The 15363-nt window shown below is 70.4% G+C and carries 17 protein-coding genes; 8 read left to right on the top strand and 9 right to left on the bottom strand.

From position 1 onward, the window contains the following. The first annotated feature begins 10 nt into the window (after window positions 1–10). From SSMG_RS03310 to SSMG_RS03300, 3 genes are read left to right on the top strand one after another with little or no spacing between them, the layout of a single operon-like run. Window positions 11–511, top strand: coding sequence for a GtrA family protein (locus SSMG_RS03310; RefSeq protein WP_009072770.1), 501 nt, complete (start codon window positions 11–13; stop codon window positions 509–511). Window positions 512–548: 37 nt separating this feature from the next. Next, complete coding sequence (locus SSMG_RS03305; RefSeq protein ID WP_037712398.1) at window positions 549–1073, top strand: GtrA family protein; 525 nt, start codon at window positions 549–551, stop codon at window positions 1071–1073. After that, window positions 1070–1774, top strand: a complete 705-nt coding sequence (locus SSMG_RS03300; RefSeq protein WP_009072767.1) for an HAD family hydrolase — start codon at window positions 1070–1072, stop codon at window positions 1772–1774. Before SSMG_RS03305 ends, SSMG_RS03300 begins: the two co-directional genes overlap by 4 nt. Here the strand turns inward: SSMG_RS03300 and SSMG_RS03295 are convergent. After that, window positions 1698–2987, bottom strand: a complete 1290-nt coding sequence (locus SSMG_RS03295) for an ATP-binding protein (RefSeq protein WP_009072766.1) — start codon at window positions 2985–2987, stop codon at window positions 1698–1700. The two genes, SSMG_RS03300 and SSMG_RS03295, sit on opposite strands and share 77 nt — an antisense overlap. Before the next feature lie 6 nt (window positions 2988–2993). Further along, a complete protein-coding gene (locus SSMG_RS03290) occupies window positions 2994–3701 on the bottom strand; it encodes a response regulator transcription factor (protein WP_199785781.1) in 708 nt (235 codons plus the stop codon). Between the two features lie 42 nt (window positions 3702–3743). On the opposite strand from SSMG_RS03290, the gene hisN reads away from it, so the two are divergent. Next, on the top strand, window positions 3744–4529 hold the full coding sequence (hisN, locus tag SSMG_RS03285; RefSeq protein WP_199785780.1) for a histidinol-phosphatase: 786 nt from the start codon (window positions 3744–3746) through the stop codon (window positions 4527–4529). Here the strand turns inward: hisN and SSMG_RS03280 are convergent. The 6 genes from SSMG_RS03280 to SSMG_RS03255 form a co-directional block, all read right to left on the bottom strand. Further along, window positions 4523–4786, bottom strand: coding sequence for a hypothetical protein (locus SSMG_RS03280; protein WP_009072760.1), 264 nt, complete (start codon window positions 4784–4786; stop codon window positions 4523–4525). The genes hisN and SSMG_RS03280 overlap by 7 nt on opposite strands. Continuing rightward, window positions 4783–5583 carry a TNT domain-containing protein gene (locus tag SSMG_RS03275; RefSeq protein WP_199785779.1) on the bottom strand — a complete coding sequence of 267 codons (801 nt, stop codon included), beginning with the start codon at window positions 5581–5583 and terminating at the stop codon, window positions 4783–4785. Before SSMG_RS03275 ends, SSMG_RS03280 begins: the two co-directional genes overlap by 4 nt. A gap of 82 nt (window positions 5584–5665) precedes the next feature. Further along, window positions 5666–6244 carry a GNAT family N-acetyltransferase gene (locus SSMG_RS03270; protein WP_009072756.1) on the bottom strand — a complete coding sequence of 193 codons (579 nt, stop codon included), beginning with the start codon at window positions 6242–6244 and terminating at the stop codon, window positions 5666–5668. Continuing rightward, on the bottom strand, window positions 6234–7172 hold the full coding sequence (locus tag SSMG_RS03265; protein ID WP_009072755.1) for a hydroxymethylglutaryl-CoA lyase: 939 nt from the start codon (window positions 7170–7172) through the stop codon (window positions 6234–6236). The genes SSMG_RS03270 and SSMG_RS03265 overlap by 11 nt, the downstream gene beginning before the upstream one ends. A gap of 1 nt (window position 7173) precedes the next feature. Further along, complete coding sequence (locus tag SSMG_RS03260) at window positions 7174–7749, bottom strand: PH domain-containing protein (RefSeq protein WP_009072753.1); 576 nt, start codon at window positions 7747–7749, stop codon at window positions 7174–7176. Window positions 7750–7832: 83 nt separating this feature from the next. After that, window positions 7833–8642, bottom strand: coding sequence for a biotin--[acetyl-CoA-carboxylase] ligase (locus SSMG_RS03255; RefSeq protein ID WP_009072752.1), 810 nt, complete (start codon window positions 8640–8642; stop codon window positions 7833–7835). A gap of 80 nt (window positions 8643–8722) precedes the next feature. Between SSMG_RS03255 and SSMG_RS45930 the strand changes: the two genes are divergently transcribed. Together SSMG_RS45930 and SSMG_RS03245 are read left to right on the top strand one after the other, a co-directional pair. Beyond that, on the top strand, window positions 8723–9832 hold the full coding sequence (locus SSMG_RS45930; protein ID WP_037716517.1) for a C40 family peptidase: 1110 nt from the start codon (window positions 8723–8725) through the stop codon (window positions 9830–9832). 105 nt (window positions 9833–9937) lie between these two features. Continuing rightward, window positions 9938–10474, top strand: a complete 537-nt coding sequence (locus SSMG_RS03245; RefSeq protein ID WP_009072748.1) for a hypothetical protein — start codon at window positions 9938–9940, stop codon at window positions 10472–10474. Here the strand turns inward: SSMG_RS03245 and SSMG_RS03240 are convergent. After that, on the bottom strand, window positions 10434–13361 hold the full coding sequence (locus SSMG_RS03240; RefSeq protein WP_050788108.1) for a BTAD domain-containing putative transcriptional regulator: 2928 nt from the start codon (window positions 13359–13361) through the stop codon (window positions 10434–10436). The two genes, SSMG_RS03245 and SSMG_RS03240, sit on opposite strands and share 41 nt — an antisense overlap. A 70-nt stretch (window positions 13362–13431) precedes the next feature. Here SSMG_RS03240 and SSMG_RS03235 point away from each other — a divergent pair, with 70 nt between their 5' ends. Further along, window positions 13432–14292: an alpha/beta fold hydrolase gene (locus SSMG_RS03235; RefSeq protein WP_037712396.1), complete on the top strand. Its 861-nt coding sequence runs from the start codon at window positions 13432–13434 to the stop codon at window positions 14290–14292. A 134-nt stretch (window positions 14293–14426) separates the two neighbouring features. Continuing rightward, complete coding sequence (locus tag SSMG_RS03230) at window positions 14427–15263, top strand: alkaline phosphatase family protein (protein WP_009072744.1); 837 nt, start codon at window positions 14427–14429, stop codon at window positions 15261–15263. Window positions 15264–15363: the final 100 nt, after the last annotated feature.

Genomic DNA, 15363 nt, shown 5'->3' with positions numbered 1-15363 from the left:
CGTCCGCGAGGTGCGCGAACTCCTGGCGAAGCACCGCGAGCTGGTCCGTTTCGCCCTGGTCGGCGGCACGAGCTTCGTCATCACGCTGACGATCACCTACGTCCTCAAGTTCACCGTGCTGCGGACGCATCCGGTCACGGCGCTGATCGTCGGCGTGCTGATCGCCACGATCTTCTCCTACGTCGCGAACCGCGAATGGGCGTTCCGCACTCGCGGCGGCCGGGAGCGTGCGCACGAGGCCGCGCTGTTCTTCCTGATCAGCGGGGTCGCGCTGGGGCTGAACGCGTTGCCGCAGTGGGTTTCGCGGTACGTGCTGCAGCTGCAGGTGCCGCACGTGAGCCTGGTCGGCCAGGAAGTCGCGGATTTCGTCAGCGGAATGGTCATCGGCACTCTGCTCGGGACGCTGTTCCGCTGGTGGGCGTTCAAAAAGTGGGTGTTCCCCACGGAGGGCGCCCGGCCGGAATCAGCCCGGTATGACAATCCGGATATTCCGGACCGTAAGGCCGCCTGAGACCGGCCGTGACCTCGGATTCTCTAGACTGCGATACGTGACCGTCGTCGAAACCGTGCTCGCCCGGACGCCCGAGCCGTTGCGCTCCGTGCTCGTGAAGCACCGGGAGCTGCTGAAGTTCGCGATCGTGGGCGGCACGACCTTCCTGGTCGACAACGGCGTCTGGTACCTGCTGAAGCTCAGCGTGCTGGAGTCGAAACCGACCACGGCGAAGGCGATCGCGATCATCGTCGCGACGATCGTGTCGTACGTGCTCAACCGCGAATGGTCGTTCCGCACCCGGGGCGGCCGCGAACGCGCCCACGAGGCGACGCTGTTCTTCCTGATCAGCGGGGTCGCGGTGGTGGTGAACCTGATTCCGCTGCTGATCTCGCGCTATGGGCTGCACCTGGAAGTGCCGCACGTGTCGCGGCTGGTGCAGGAAATCGCGGACTTCGCGAGCGGGTCGATCATCGGCATGCTGCTGGCGATGGTGTTCCGGTTCTGGGGATTCAAGAAGTGGGTGTTCCCGGACGAACTGGGGGAACGGCGGAAGGACGGGGTCACCCGGCTTCCCCGGTGACCCGGCTGGCGCTGTTCGACCTCGACGACACGCTGACCGACCTCAGCGGCGCGTTTTCCCGCTGGGCGGCGGAATTCGCCGTACGGTACCGGCTTCCTGACGACGCGGCCGCCTGGCTGATCGCGGCGCGGCGCGGCGGTCCGATGGCCGGATTCTTCGCCAAAGTCCGGCAGAAGTTCGACCTGGCTGAGCCAGCTGAACAGTTGTGGGCGAGTTACCGCGCGAGAATTCCGCAACTGGTTCGGCTCTATCCGAACGCACTCGAAGATCTCGGCATCTTGCGGACCACCGGATGGCGAATCGGCATTGTCACCAATGGAATGCAGGACAATCAGCTGGCAAAGCTCCGTCGCACGGGTCTCGACAAAGCAGTCGACGGTTACTGCATTTCCGCCGCGGTCGGCCTTCGCAAACCCGATCCGCGCATCTTTCGTCTCGCCGCGCAGAACTGCGGGACCACACTGAGCCCCGACGATTGGGTCATCGGCGACAGCCCTGATCTCGACATCGCGGGCGGGCACAACGCCGGGCTGCGCACGCTTTGGATCAGCCACCACCGTGCGTGGCCACAAGGTCAGCCACCACACCGCGTCGCAACGGACCTGCGGGAAGCAGTCCAGATCCTCAGCGAGGAACCGGCTCCGCGGGCCACCGCAATTCGCCCACCTCGTCCGGTCTCGGAACCTTCAAGAACAGACTGAAAATCGCCGGACGCTTATTCGACAGTTCCAGCCGTCCGCCGTCCGCCTCGACGAGAGCACGCGCCAGAGCCAACCCCACACCCGTCGATCCCCCGCCGGAAAAACCGCGTTCGAAAATGTGCGGCGCGATTTCATCCGGCACCCCGGACCCGGTGTCCGCGACCTCGATCACCACTGTCCCCTCCGCATCGCCGCGGCGGGCGGACAGCGTGACCGTTCCCGCGCCATGACGGAGGGCGTTGTCCAGCAGCACTCCGATCACCTCGCGCAAACGCGCCGGAGTCACGCGCACCATCAAGCCGTCCGCGACCTTCAGGCGCAGGTTCCGGCCTTCGACCCGCAGCAGCTGACGCCATTCCTCCGCGACCGCGGGCAGCGCCACCGGCAGATCGACCGGCTCCGCGTCTACCTCGCGCGCGGCTCGGGCGGCGGCCAGCAGTTCGTCCAGGGCTTGGGCCAGGCGGTCCGCTTGCTCCTGCGCGGCCCGGGATTCCTCGACGACATCCGGATCCTCGTGTCCGGTCAGCGGTTCCAACCGGAGCTGCAGCGCGGTCAACCGGCTGCGCAGCTGGTGCGAGACGTCGCCGACCAGCTGCCGTTCCCGCTGCACGAGCTGCGCCAGGGCTGACCCCGACGTGTCCAGGGCCTCCGCGACCATGTCCAGCTCGGCCACGCGGTAGCGGCTCGGGTCGGGGCGGAAATCGCCGCCGCCCAGGCGGGAGGCGCGGTCGGCGACGTGCCGGAGGGGTTTGGCCAGGCGGCGCGCGGTCACCGTCGCCACCACCGTGCCGGTGCCGACCGACAGGACCACCAGCAGCACGACCAGCAGCGTCACCTGCGTCTGCTTCGTGCGCACCGGACCGCTCGGGATCGCCAGCAGGACCGTGCCGCTGCGCGCGGTCGGGACCGATTCGACCACCGGATCGGGGCCGGGGTTCGCGCCGAGATGTTTTTCGCTGAAGCCCTCCGCGCGCACGATCAGCATGCCGCCCTCGGGAACACCGACCCGGAATTGCTCCAGGTCGATTTCCTGGCCGTTCGCGACCTGCGTGTCCACCGTCGCGGCGATGTTGCGCGCGCGTTCGGCCAGGCTTTCCCGGTTGAGGTTCTCCACCAGCCGCCACGCGGTGACGCCGAGCGGGATGCCCAGCACGGCCGCGGTGACCAGCACGGCGAGGAGGATCGCCAGCAGGATCCGGCGGCGCATGCTCATCGGCGGCTACTCGACATTGAACCGGAACCCGACGCCGCGCACGGTCGCGATGCGCCGTTCGGCGTCGGAGTGCGCCGGTTTCGCCTGCCTGCCCGCTGCCTCGTCGGCGGCGACCGCGAGTTTGCGGCGCAGCCAGGACATGTGCATGTCGAGCGTTTTCGACGTCTTGGACTCGAGGTCGTTCCACACCTCGGCGAGGATCTCGTCGCGGCTGACGACCTGGCCGGCGCGGCTCATCAGCACGCGCAGCAGCTCGAACTCCTTGTTCGCCAGCTGCACCTCGTGCGAGTCCACTGTGACCAGTCGCGCGCCGAGGTCCATCCGCACGCCGCCGGCTTCCAGCACCTCCGGCACCCGGCGGCGCAGCAGCGCGCGGATCCGCGCGAGCAGTTCGGCGAGCCGGAACGGCTTGGCCACGTAATCGTCCGCGCCCGCGTCGAGGCCGACGACGAAGTCCACCTCGTCGGTGCGCGCGGTGAGCATCAGCACCGGCAGTTCGGTGCCGCTCGCGCGGAGTCTGCGGCACACCTCCAGCCCGTCCATCCCGGGCAGCCCGAGGTCGAGCACGAGCAGGTCGACCCGGTGCGCGGCGGTCGCGGCCAGCACCGCCGGGCCGTCGGTGACGACCTCGATCTCGTACCCCTCCCGGTGCAGCGCGCGGGACAGCGGCTCGGCGATGGCCGGATCGTCTTCGGCAAGTAGGACCATGCTCACCTGGCCAACCTTACGGCGAACGGGCGTGAAACCATCGTGACCGTGCCTGCCTACTCGGATGACCTCGCTCTCGCCACCCGGCTGGCGGACGCCGCCGACGCGCTGACCACTGCCCGCTTCCGCGCGCTCGACCTCGCGGTGTCCGCGAAACCGGACCGCACGCCGGTGACCGACGCCGACACCGCCGTGGAGGACGCGATCCGCGAAATCCTCGCGGCGGAACGGCCCGGCGACACGGTCGCGGGCGAGGAACGCGGCGGCTCGGCGGGCAGCGAGGGCCGCGCGTGGGTGATCGACCCGATCGACGGGACCAAGAACTTCCTGCGCGGCGTCCCGGTGTGGGCGACGCTGATCGCGCTCGTCGAGTACGGCACGCCGGTGGTCGGCATGATCAGCGCGCCGTTGCTGGGCCGGCGCTGGTGGGCGGCCCGCGGCGAGGGCGCGCACCTGCGCGACGCGGCGGGCGAACGGCGCATCTCCGTGTCGAAGGTGGCGACGCTCGGCGACGCCTATCTGTCCACGACGGACTTGAACAGCTGGACCGAGTACCACTCCCGCGAGAAATACCTCGCGCTCACCGAGGCGTGCTGGGAGTCCCGCGCGTTCGGCGATTTCTGGAGCCACTGCCTCGTCGCCGAGGGCGCGATGGACGTCGCGGCCGAGTGCATCGTGAACCCGTGGGACGTCGCCGCCGCGCAGGTGATCGTCACCGAGGCGGGCGGCCGGTTCACCGATCTTTCCGGCGCGGAGACCTACGAGGGCGGCTCAGCGCTGTCCACGAACGGCCTCCTGCACGACGAAGCGCTGGCCGTGCTGCGCCGTCAGTGAGCGCCGGGCAGCACGCCGACCGCGCCGCGCGCCACCTGTGACCAGGTCAGCCTGCCGAAGAGGTAGTGGCAGGCGACCCGTTCGGAGGTGAACGCGGCCCAGTCGTAGCGGTTGCCCTGCTCGCGCCAGAACACTTCCCAGCCGCCGTCGGAGGTCGGCAGCAGGCACCACGTGTTGTCGGCTTCCCGCCCGATCGATACCACTTCCGCGGGCACCCCGATGACGTCCAGCCATTTGCGGATCGACTGGGTGTTCATCGTGCCTCCCGCGTGACGTCGACCAGGAATCCCAGCGTGACCAGTTCGTCCGCGGAGAGCACCGCACGGTAGCGGATTCCGCCGCCCGGTCCGTCGAACCACTCCGCCGACGTGGCCTGCCACACCGGCATCGGCTTCAGCACGCGGTACCGGCGGTAGCCGGAACGCAGCGCGGCGGGCGGCAGGGCGCGCTGCGCGAACGGCGTGCCGTCCGGCGCGAACACCCGGCCGTGGTCGCTGCCGAAACGATCCAGCAGCGTGTTTTCCGGCAGTACCACCGGGTTCGGCTCTTCGACGCCGCCCTCCGCGGGCGGCCACACGTACTCGGCGCCGGCCACGAACCGGCGCTCCCATTCGGGACCCTCCGGCGGCGCATAGCCTTCGACGACCGCCTCGGGCGGCTCCGGATCCACCGGCGGCGCGGGCGACCGGCGGAAGCCCTGCTTGACGTAGCCGAGCACCGCGGTGTCGTCCAGCAACGCCGATTCCGGATGGTCGAACAGCGGACGCCGGGCGATCCCGTCCGAGGGCAGCGGCAACTGCCGGTCCGGACGGTCCGCCGCCACCGGCAAATGCCCGAGCGGGAACATGTGCACCGCGAACAGAGCCAGCACGCTTTCCCGGTCGGTGCGCGGAGAACCGAGCGGCGGACGGCTTTGCGCGGGCAGCACGCCGGTGCCCGACGGCGGGGTCGGCACCTCGTCGAAGCCGCGTTCGAGCAGCCCGCCGTACTGGGCGGGCACGCGCACCGGGCCGGTGGCGACGTCGGTGTCTGCCGGTTCGGGCTGGTCGGACACTGGCACCCTCTTCTCGGTCGTGCCGGCACCGGATCGGACGCTCGCTCGCGCCGGAAGGTTCCGGGCGAGCGGGAAACCCACCTTATCGGGCTACGGGGAGGCGCCGTCGCACCAACGCGCGGGCCAGGCCGCGCTTCTCGACCACCTCGAACCCCGCGTCGGCGAACATGCCGGTGGTGCCGTGGTAGAGGTCCGAGGAGGCGGACCGCGGCCCGGGTTCCACCGGATACCCCTCGACGGTTTCCGCGCCCTGCTCGGCGGCGTAGTCCACGGCAGCCCGCAGCAGCGCCGTCGCCAGCCCGCGCCGACGGCCGCGGCGGTGGAGGTAGAAGCACGTCACCGACCAGACCGCGCCCGGTTCGTCCGACGCCAGCACGCGCGACCGGGCCAGCCGCGGATTGTCCTTCCGCGGCGACACGGCCACCCAGCCGAGCGGTTCGCCGTCGACAATGCCCAAGAGCCCCAACGGTTTCCCGTCCTGAGCCTCGCCTCGGACGTGCTCTTTGCGGCCCTCGCGGCCAGCGGCCTTGAAGTCCGGGCCGCTGAGCCGGAAGAACGAACACCAGCAGCCGCCCTGCACCCCGCCGGGGCCGAAGAGCTGCTCGAACAACGGCCACGTCTCCGCGCTGAGCGGGACGAACTCGGGAGCGCTATCCGGCAAGCGCGTTCACTACCCGCGACGGCGACGGACGGCCCAGCTGCCCGGCCATCCACACGCTGGTCTCCACCAGCTTGCCGAGATCGACGCCGTGCTCCACGCCGAGGCCTTCCAGCAGCCAGACCAGGTCCTCGGTCGCCAGGTTGCCGGTCGCCGACTCGGCGTACGGGCAGCCGCCGAGCCCGCCCGCCGACGAGTCCACAGTGGACACCCCGGCGCGCAGCGCGGCCTCGGTGTTGGCCAGCGCCTGGCCGTAGGTGTCATGGAAGTGCACAGCCAGCTTGGAGACGTCGGCGGTGTCGCCGAACGCCTCGATCAGCCGGGTGACCTGGTTCGTGGTCGCGACGCCGATGGTGTCGCCGAGCGAGAGCTGCGAGCAGCCGAAGTCGAGCAGCCGCTTGCCCGCCCGCACGACCTGCTCCACGTCGACCACGCCTTCCCACGGGTCGCCGAAGCACATCGACAGGTAGCCGCGGACCTCGAGGCCCTCCTTGCGGGCCCGCGTGACCACCGGTTCGAACATGCCGAACTGGTCGTCGAAGGTCGAGTTCAGGTTGCGCTGGGCGAAGGTCTCGGTGGCGCTGGCGAAGATCGCGATGTGGTCTACGCCCGCGTCGAGCGCGCGGTTGAGACCGCGGTCGTTCGGGACCAGCACCGGGTAGCGGACGCCGTCGCGGCGGTCCAGCCCGGCGAGCAGCTGTTCGGCGTCGGCGAGCTGCGGCACCCACTTCGGGTGCACGAAGCTGGTCGCCTCGAGGGTGGTCAGCCCGGCGCCGGCGAGCCGGTCCAGGAATTCGAGCTTGACCTCGACCGGCACGACCGAGCTCTCGTTCTGCAGCCCGTCGCGCGCCCCGACCTCCCAGATCTCGACCCGCGGCGGCAACCCGCCCGCGGGGACCCGTTCCGGCAGGCCGACCTCTCGAGCACCCACGTCAGCGTCTCCTTCCGCGCGGTTCCCGGCCGCGCGGGGGCAGAGGTTCGGTGTCCTGCGGGCCGGGCGCGCCGTGGTAGTCGTCGTAGGGATTGTCGTTGACTTCGCGGTAAATGACCGTATGCACGTGCTCGACGTGGGGAATGTCATCGAAGCGCAGCGGTTCGTCCGAGGCCGACTCGATGATGAGCGTGCCGCACCCGAAGATCCGGTCGAGCAGGCCGTGCTCGAACTGCACGCTGTTGATCCGCGACAGCGGGATGTCGATGCCGGTGCGCTTGAGCACGCCCTCGCGCGCGATCAGCCGGTCGGTGGTCACGATGAAGTGCGTCGTGCGCCAGCGGACCAGCGGCGCGAGGAACAGCCACACCACGAAGATCAGCGCGACCGCGGCGACCGCGATCATCGTGATGTTGTTCCACGGCGCGGCGAAGTCCTTGGCGACCACGAGCAGCCACACCGCCGCTCCGACGGTGATCACGAACGCCAGGAACGGGAAGATCAGCATCTTGAAATGCGGGTGGCTGTGCACCACCACGCGTTCGTTCTGGCTGAGCAAATCGTCCGGATAGGCCACGGCGGGCGCTCCCCTGCGAATGTGTGCCGGTGTGGTGGATCCACCGTACCGGCGCGAGCCCCGCGCGGGCGCGCCCGTTCCGGTCAAGCAGGACGGACGTGCACCACATCGCCGGCGAAGACCGTCAGCCGCCTGCCGTCCGGGACGTCGACCTGCAACTGGCCGGACGCGTCCAGGTCCGCGGCGCGGCCGGTGAGCGTCGACCCGTCCGGAAGCTGCACCTGGACGTCCTGGCCGAGCGTCGCGCAGCGGGCGCGGTAGTCGCCGAGCAGCCCGGCCTCGGTGAGGTCCCCGCCCGCCGTGCGCCAGCGGCGTTCGAGGTCGTCGAACCTGGTCAGCAGGCCGAGCGCGACCTCGGTGCGGTCGGTGGTCGTCGCGCCCTGCTCGGCGAGCGAGGTCGCGGGCAGGCCTCCCGGACCGGCCGGGACGTCGTCGCCCAGCGGCAGGACGTTCAGTCCGATGCCCAGCACCACGGCCGGGTCACCGGTGCCGACGGCCTCGGCGAGGATGCCCGCGCACTTGGCCCGCTCGGGTCCGGCGAGCACGTCGTTAGGCCATTTGAGGGCGACGTCGACCCCCAGATCGGTGGCGAGCGCGTGCACCGCGAGACCGGCCACCACGGAAAGTGAACCGAGCGCGGAGAACGGCACGCCCACCGGGCGCAGCGCGATGCTCAAGTACAGCCCAGCACCCTTCGGCGAACTCCACGAGCGAGCCCGCCGTCCGACCCCGGCCGTCTGGTGTTCGGCCAGCAGAACCGTCCGGTCCTCGGCTCCCGCAAGGAGGGCTTCCCGCAGGTCAGCGTTGGTGGAACCGGTCGTCTCCACGACGTCGAGGCGGGCGTAGCAGCCGCCGAGTCCGTCCCGCAGCCGCGCCGCGTCGAGTTCAGCCATGTGCCCACAATATGAGAGTCCCCCTAACGTGCAAGCCGTTCGCTCGTTACCCAGAGGTGCGCTCTTCTAGATTGGACGCCGTGCCGCCGGAGACCCCCACCACGGACGCGCCGCCGAAGCCCCCCTGGGCCCGTGGCGCGCTGTATCGCGGGCTCGTGGCGTTGCCACTGGTCGCCGGCCTCGCCACCGCGGGCTGGCTGGTCGCCGGACGCGATCAGCCCGCGCCCGTTCCGACGCAGGCCGCGCTGACCGCGCCGGTGCCCACGCAGACGCCGGTCAGCGGTCCGTCCGTGCTGCAGGCGAGCGCTCCGGTGCAAGCGCAGGAACCGGCACAGGGCGCGGCCGGCGGAGGCGGCGGCCCGGCCCCGCTGCAGAAGTGGGCGGATTCGCTCGCCGGACCGTTGGACATTCCGGCCCCGGTGTTGCTCGGGTACGCCAACGGCGAGCTGACGATGCGCAAGGAGCGCCCGGACTGCCACCTGTCGTGGGTCACGCTGGCGGGCCTCGGCGTCGCCGGTAACAACCACGGCCGCGGCGCCGGCGAGCCGATGGGGCTTTCGACGCAGCAGTGGAAGAAGTACGGCGCGCAGATCCCGGGCATCGCGAACCCGGCGCTGTCCGACCCGTCGGCCGCGTCTGTCGCCGCCGGACGCGCACTGTGCGCGAGCGGCGTCGACCTGTCCGCGGGCAACGGCTGGTGGAAGGCCGTGGCCGGGTACCAGAACGGCAGCGGCATGGAACTGTTCCGGCAGCGAGTGCTCGGTTACGCCCAGCTGTACGCGACGCTTTCCCTGGACCCGGCGAAGGCGAACGCGCCGTCCGTGCACGCCGCGCGGTTCGCGCTCGGCCAGCTCGGCCTGCCGTACGTGTGGGGCGGCAACGGCCCCGAAGCGGGCGCGGCCGGGTTCGACTGCTCGGGTCTCACCAAGGCGTCGTACGACAGCGCCGGGGTTTCCTTGCCGCGCACGGCGGACAGCCAGTACCGGTCGGTGGCGCCGGTTCCGGGCGGGCAGGAACCACAGCTCGGCGACCTCGTCTTCTACGGCAGCCCGGCGTTCATCCACCACGTGGGGCTGTACCTCGGGAACGGCCTGATGATCAACGCGCCGACCGAGGGGCAGGCGATCCAGATCCACACGTTCCACCGGCCCGGGGACGACTACGCCGGGGCGGGGCGTCCGGCGAACTGACCGCCGGGTTCGGTGCAGAGCCGTCGCCAAGATTCCCGTTTCCGCACGCCACGCCCGTCTGTCGCTTATGCTCCGGAGCATTCTTCCTGACGGGAAAGGCACGCCATGTCCGCTCGCATCCTCTCCTTTTTCGCCGTGGGCGCTGCGCTCCTGATCACCAGCTGCTCCGGCGAAAGCGGCGGCACCGCCTCTCCCTCGCCCTCGAGCGCACCCGCGTCGTCGGCGGCGGCGGCGGTGCAGCCCTCGTCCGCACCGCCGTCCAGTTCGGCGGCACCGACGTCGTCCGCGGTGGCGGAGTCGACCGGCGGGGACGCGGTCGAGCGGTACGAGGCCTTCATGCACGCGGCGGGCCGGGAGGACCTCGCGACGGTGTGCGAGATCGCCGGTCCGGCCGCGAAGAAGGCGGAGGCCCAGGGCATGGGACCGTGCGAGAAGACGATGCCGATGGCGTTCCAGCTGATCTCCCCGGCGCAGAAGAAGGCCCTCCAGACCGCCACCGTCGACCGGTCCAAGATCAAGGAGGGGGCCAAGAAGGTCGAGATCCCGGCGCGGGCGGTGAAGGCTTCCGTCAAGTTCACCGACAGCGACCTCGGCGACGCGGTCATGGAGAATCGCGGCGGCAAATGGTACGTAGTCGACTGACCCAGTGTTCGGCGCCGGCGCGGCGGGCCACTTCGGCGGCCTTGCGGTAGTGCTCGTCGGGCGGCAACCCCAGCCGGACGGCCAATTCGCCCAGGTAATAGGCGACTGGACCCAGCGTCATGACGCCGGAACCGGCACCGGCCAGTTCGTTCTCCGCGGGGGCGAGCCGGGCGTAAAGCTCGCGCGCGTCGCCGGACGAGACGGTGAGGCAAGCGCGTAGTTCGAGGAACAGGTCCGGGCGATCCGGCGGCAGCGTGAAGTCCACTGTGGACTTAAGGCCGTGCTGGACATAGAGGCAATGCCGGGCCAGCGGCAGCAGGCCACGGTCTACTCCGGACATTCCGCTGCCGGACAACCGGGCCGCGGCACTGCGATAGGCGGCTTCCGCGGCGGCGACCGGGCCGGTGACGGCCAGGCGGAGCGCGCGATACCAGTCGGTGAACACGCTGACCAGCGGGAGGTCGTACTGCTCCCCCAGCCGGTCCGCCGCAGCCGCGTGGGCGTCCGCGGCGGCGAAGTCGGCGAGTGCTGAGCGGGCCTGCATCAGCACCAGGTGACCGAGGACTTCGAACGTCACCAACCGGTGCCGGGCGGCCAGTTCGACCAGTTCCTCCCCGATCCGGGCGCGCTCGGGAGCCAGTCCGGCGCGGGTGAAGGTCTGTGTCCAGCGAGCGTTCAACGCCAACGCCAGCAGCGCCGGATCCTCGGCGGCGCGCGCCAGTTTCTCCGCTTCGACAGCGGCGTCGTGGGCGCGTTGCCCGCCTTCGTTGCGCAGTTCCAACGCGATGGTGGCCAGCAGCCGGGCGCGCACGAGCGGGTCGGTCGCGGGCACGCGATCGGCGGCGTCGGCGATGCGACGGGCCAGCGCGGGGTCGTCGTTCTCGGTCCAGATTCCCGGTACGTCGAAAGCGGTCAACACTCGGATGGTCAACGCGGAATCGTCGGCAGCTAAGTCCAAGGCTTCAGCACGGTAGCGGCGCGCGGCGGCCAAGGAACCGGTGACCGCGGACGTCCGGGCGAGGCCCATCAGCAATTCCACGGTACGCGGGCCTTGCGCCAAAGCAGCCTGCCAGAGCCGAAGTGCTTCGTGGGGCGCGAAATCGCGTTCGGCACGTTCTGCGGCCGCCTGCGCGTAGGCAGTTCCGCGGTCGTCTCCGGCGAGCAGGAAATGGTGGGCCAGCAAGGAAATCTCGGACGGTCGGCGGCTCGCCAAAGCCTCGCCGACTTCTCGGTGCAGCTGTGCCCGCTGAGCGAGCGAAAGGTCGTCGTAGACCGCGTCGCGAACCAGCGCGTGCGCGAACCGGAACGCTCGTGGTCCGCTTTCGACCAGAAACCCTGCCTGCACAGCGGTTTCCAGCTCATCGAGAACGTCACCGAGCAGACCGAGGTCGACGTCCGCGCCGATCACCGCGGCCTTCCCGAGGACCGCGCGCACGTGATCGGGCAATGCGGAGATGCGGTTGCGGACGACGTCGCGTACGCCGTCCGGCAGGTCGCCTTCGGCATCCAGCGCGCGGGCGAGTTCCTTGACGAAGAACGGGTTTCCGCCGGACCGCCGGTGGATCACGGCGGCGGATTCCGGACCGACCAACTCGGCCACTGCCTCGACCGAAAGCCCGCCCAGGTACAGCCGGATCGGGTCGACGCGCGCGAGTCTGCCCAGTGCCGCAGTCAGTTCCGCGGAAACCTCGGTGGTCCGATACGTCGCGAGCAACAACACTGGAGCCGCGGTCATCGACGTCAGCAGCGCCAGGGTTTCCTCGCCCGCCCACTGTAAATCGTCCAGCACGAGCAGCAGCGGACCTCGGCGCGCCACGTCAGCGATCCGCGCGGTCATCGCCTGATGCCATTCGAAGCGCGCCACCGCCGGGTCGCCACCGGACGGCCGCGGCGGAACCGGTTCGCCCAGCGCAGCCAGGATCCGCGTCCACGGCCAGGCGGGCGGCACCCCAGCACCGTCCGGATTCACGCCCCAAGCCGTGGTCCAGCCCAGCCGTGCGGCGAATTCCTCGACCAGCGCCGTCTTGCCCGCACCTGCCTCGCCGGAGACCAGCACGAGCCGGAATCGCTTGCGGTCCGCCACTTCCGCCGCTACCTCGGCGAGCCGGGCCAGCTCCGCATCGCGGCCGGCCAACCGCCGGTTGACGGCAGGGGCCAGCTGCGGAGCCTGCGCGAGGATGTCCTGCTCCACCTGCCGCAACGCCGGACCAGGGTCGACCCCCAACTCCGCCGCCAACCCGGCACGCGCCCGGCGCAAGGCGGCAAGTGCGTCGCCCTGACGTCCCGCGCGGTACAACGCGAGCGCCAGCAACCGCCACGCTTCCTCGCGCAGCGGATGAGCGTCCACAAGGGACTCCAGATCCGGCACGGCTTCGGCGGCCCGGCCGAGATCCAGCAGGCCAGCCGCCCGCCGCTCCAGCGCGAGCAACCGCAGTTCGTCGAGCCGAGCCCGCTCGCTGCGCGCCCACGGTTCGTCGGCGAACTCCGCGTACGGCTCGCCGCGCCACCAGCCGAGCGCCTCATCGAGCTGCGCGACCGACGGCGTCCCCCGCAGCAACGCCTCGAAGCGCCATGCGTCGACTTGCTCCGGTTCCGCCCGCAGCGCATACCCTGGACCGGCCGTGACCAGCAGTTTCGCGGGTGTCCGCGGCGGCCGGTCCGGTTCGAGCGCCCGCCGCAACGCACCGACGAAGGTCTGCACCGCACCGACCGCCCCCGCCCGGTGCTCGGCCCACAACGCGTCGACCAGCGCGTCCGTCGACACCACCTGCCCGCGAGCGACGAGCAGGCGCGCGAGCACCGCACGATGCCGCGGTCCGGGCAACGCCACCGGCCCGCGCGCGTCGCAGGCCGCCAAGGGGCCCAGCACCGAGAACGAGATGGTCATCAGTCCCGTACTGTAATCAGCTCGCTCGTTGCTGATCGGTTGCTGATCGGCCCGGCGCACGCTGGGTCGCATGAACTTCGACTACCAGCGAGTGCCCGTCGCCGACGGCGTGTCCCTCAACGTGGCGGTCGCGGGCTCCGGCTCGCCCGTCGTCCTGCTGCACGGCTTCCCGCAGACCCACCTGATGTGGCGGCACGTCGCCGCCGACCTCGCCGCCGACCACACCGTCCTGTGTCCTGACCTGCGCGGATACGGCGACAGCGACAAGCCCGCCGACGACGGCGAGACCTACTCGAAGCGCACCATGGCCGCCGACGTCGTCGCCCTCGCCCGCGCGTTCGGCCACGAAAAGTTCGCGCTCGCCGGGCACGACCGCGGCGCGCTCGTCGCGATCCGCGCCGGCCTCGACCACCCGGACCACGTGTCCCACCTGGCCATCCTCGACGTGCTGCCGACGCTGGACATGTGGGACGTGCTGCACGGCGTCAGCGCGTCCGTCGCCTTTCACCTCTACCTGATGGCGCAGCCGCCCGGCCTGCCCGAGCAGCTGATCAGCGGCGCACCGGACGCGTTCTTCAGCTACTTCCTCGACCAGTGGGGCGCCGACCCCGAGGCCATCCCGGCCGACATCCGCGCCCGGTACCTCGAAGCGAGCCGGAACGCGGTCCCGTCGATCGTCGCCGACTACCGCGCCTCCGCGGGCATCGACGTCGAACACGACCGCGCCGACCGCGCCGCGGGCAATCGGCTGAAGATGCCGACCACGGTGGTGCAGCAGGATTGGGGTGTCGCGCTGGGCTACGACGCGGTCGCGCTCTGGCGGGCGTGGGCACCGGACCTTGTGCACGAAACCGTGCACAGTGGACATTTCATGGCCGAGACTTCCCCTGCCAGCGTTACGAAATCCCTGCGGGACCTGCTCGCGCGCTGACCCGCCGAAAGTCGTGCCCCGGACGAGTGGTCGCCAGTTATTCACCCACCGACCGCTCTCCGGGACACCTCCGCCGTGGCACGGTCGATGCCGCTCCCACCTGAGCGCATTTCCCGACCGATCTTGGAGGACCTGTGTTCCGCAAGCGGATCGTGGCCGCCGTCGCGACGGCGATTCTCGGTGCGGCGACCGCCGCCCAGCCCGCCTCAGCAGCGGCGTCCGTGCCCACCTTCGACCACATCGTGCTCGTGATGTTCGAGAACGAATCGGCGACGTCGATCGACTCGACCACCGCGCCCTACTTCGCCTCGCTCGCCGCGCAGGGCGCGAACTTCACCGACTCCCACGCGATCACGCACCCGAGCCAGCCGAACTACGTCGCGCTCTTCTCCGGCGACACCCAAGGCGTCACCGACGACACCTGCCCGCAAAACCTCGGTGCCGTGGACAACCTCGGTTCGCAGCTCGCCGGCGCGGGGAAGACCTTCACCGGCTACTCGGAGTCCATGCCGTCGGACGGCTACACCGGCTGCTCGTCCGGCGAGTACCGGCGCAAGCACAACAGCTGGGTCGACTTCTCGAACGTGCCCGCGTCGAGCAACCTGCGCTACTCCCGGTTCCCGACGGACTACTCGCAGCTGCCCAGCGTCGCGTTCGTGACCCCGAACATGTGCAACGACATGCACGACTGCTCGGTGGCCACCGGCGACACCTGGCTGAAGAACAACCTCGACGGCTACGCGCAGTGGGCGAAGACCCACAACAGCCTGCTGATCGTGACGTTCGACGAGGACGAAGGCACCTCGACGAACCAGATCTACACGTCGTTCACCGGCGAGCACGTGAAGCAGGGGGACTACTCGGAGACCATCAACCACTACACCGTGCTGCGCACCCTGGAGGCCGCCAACGGTCTCCCCGGCCTCGGCAACGCGACGAGCGAGTCGCCGATCACCGACGCCTGGCAGTGACGTGTCTCGGCCGCGGCCGCTTCGCCGGGGCCGCGGCCGGGGTGCGCCCAGCTGTGCCGAACTGGAATGTCAGACTTGTCCGACCAGCGGATCTGACAAC

This window comes from Streptomyces sp. AA4, assembly GCF_000158875.1.
Lineage (GTDB): Bacteria > Actinomycetota > Actinomycetes > Mycobacteriales > Pseudonocardiaceae > Amycolatopsis.
Note: the sequence above shows the minus strand (reverse complement) of the source record. Positions and strands in the feature narration are given on the sequence as shown.

Excerpts from the sequence above, each read along its gene's own strand:
- SSMG_RS03295 (WP_009072766.1), bottom strand. The coding sequence starts at position 2,987 with ATGAGCATGCGCCGCCGGATCCTGCTGGCGATCCTCCTCGCCGTGCTG.
- SSMG_RS03280 (WP_009072760.1), bottom strand. The coding sequence starts at position 4,786 with ATGAACACCCAGTCGATCCGCAAATGGCTGGACGTCATCGGGGTGCCC.
- SSMG_RS03255 (WP_009072752.1), bottom strand. The coding sequence starts at position 8,642 with ATGGCTGAACTCGACGCGGCGCGGCTGCGGGACGGACTCGGCGGCTGC.
- SSMG_RS03245 (WP_009072748.1), top strand. The coding sequence starts at position 9,938 with ATGTCCGCTCGCATCCTCTCCTTTTTCGCCGTGGGCGCTGCGCTCCTG.
- SSMG_RS03240 (WP_050788108.1), bottom strand. The coding sequence starts at position 13,361 with ATGACCATCTCGTTCTCGGTGCTGGGCCCCTTGGCGGCCTGCGACGCG.
- SSMG_RS03235 (WP_037712396.1), top strand. The coding sequence starts at position 13,432 with ATGAACTTCGACTACCAGCGAGTGCCCGTCGCCGACGGCGTGTCCCTC.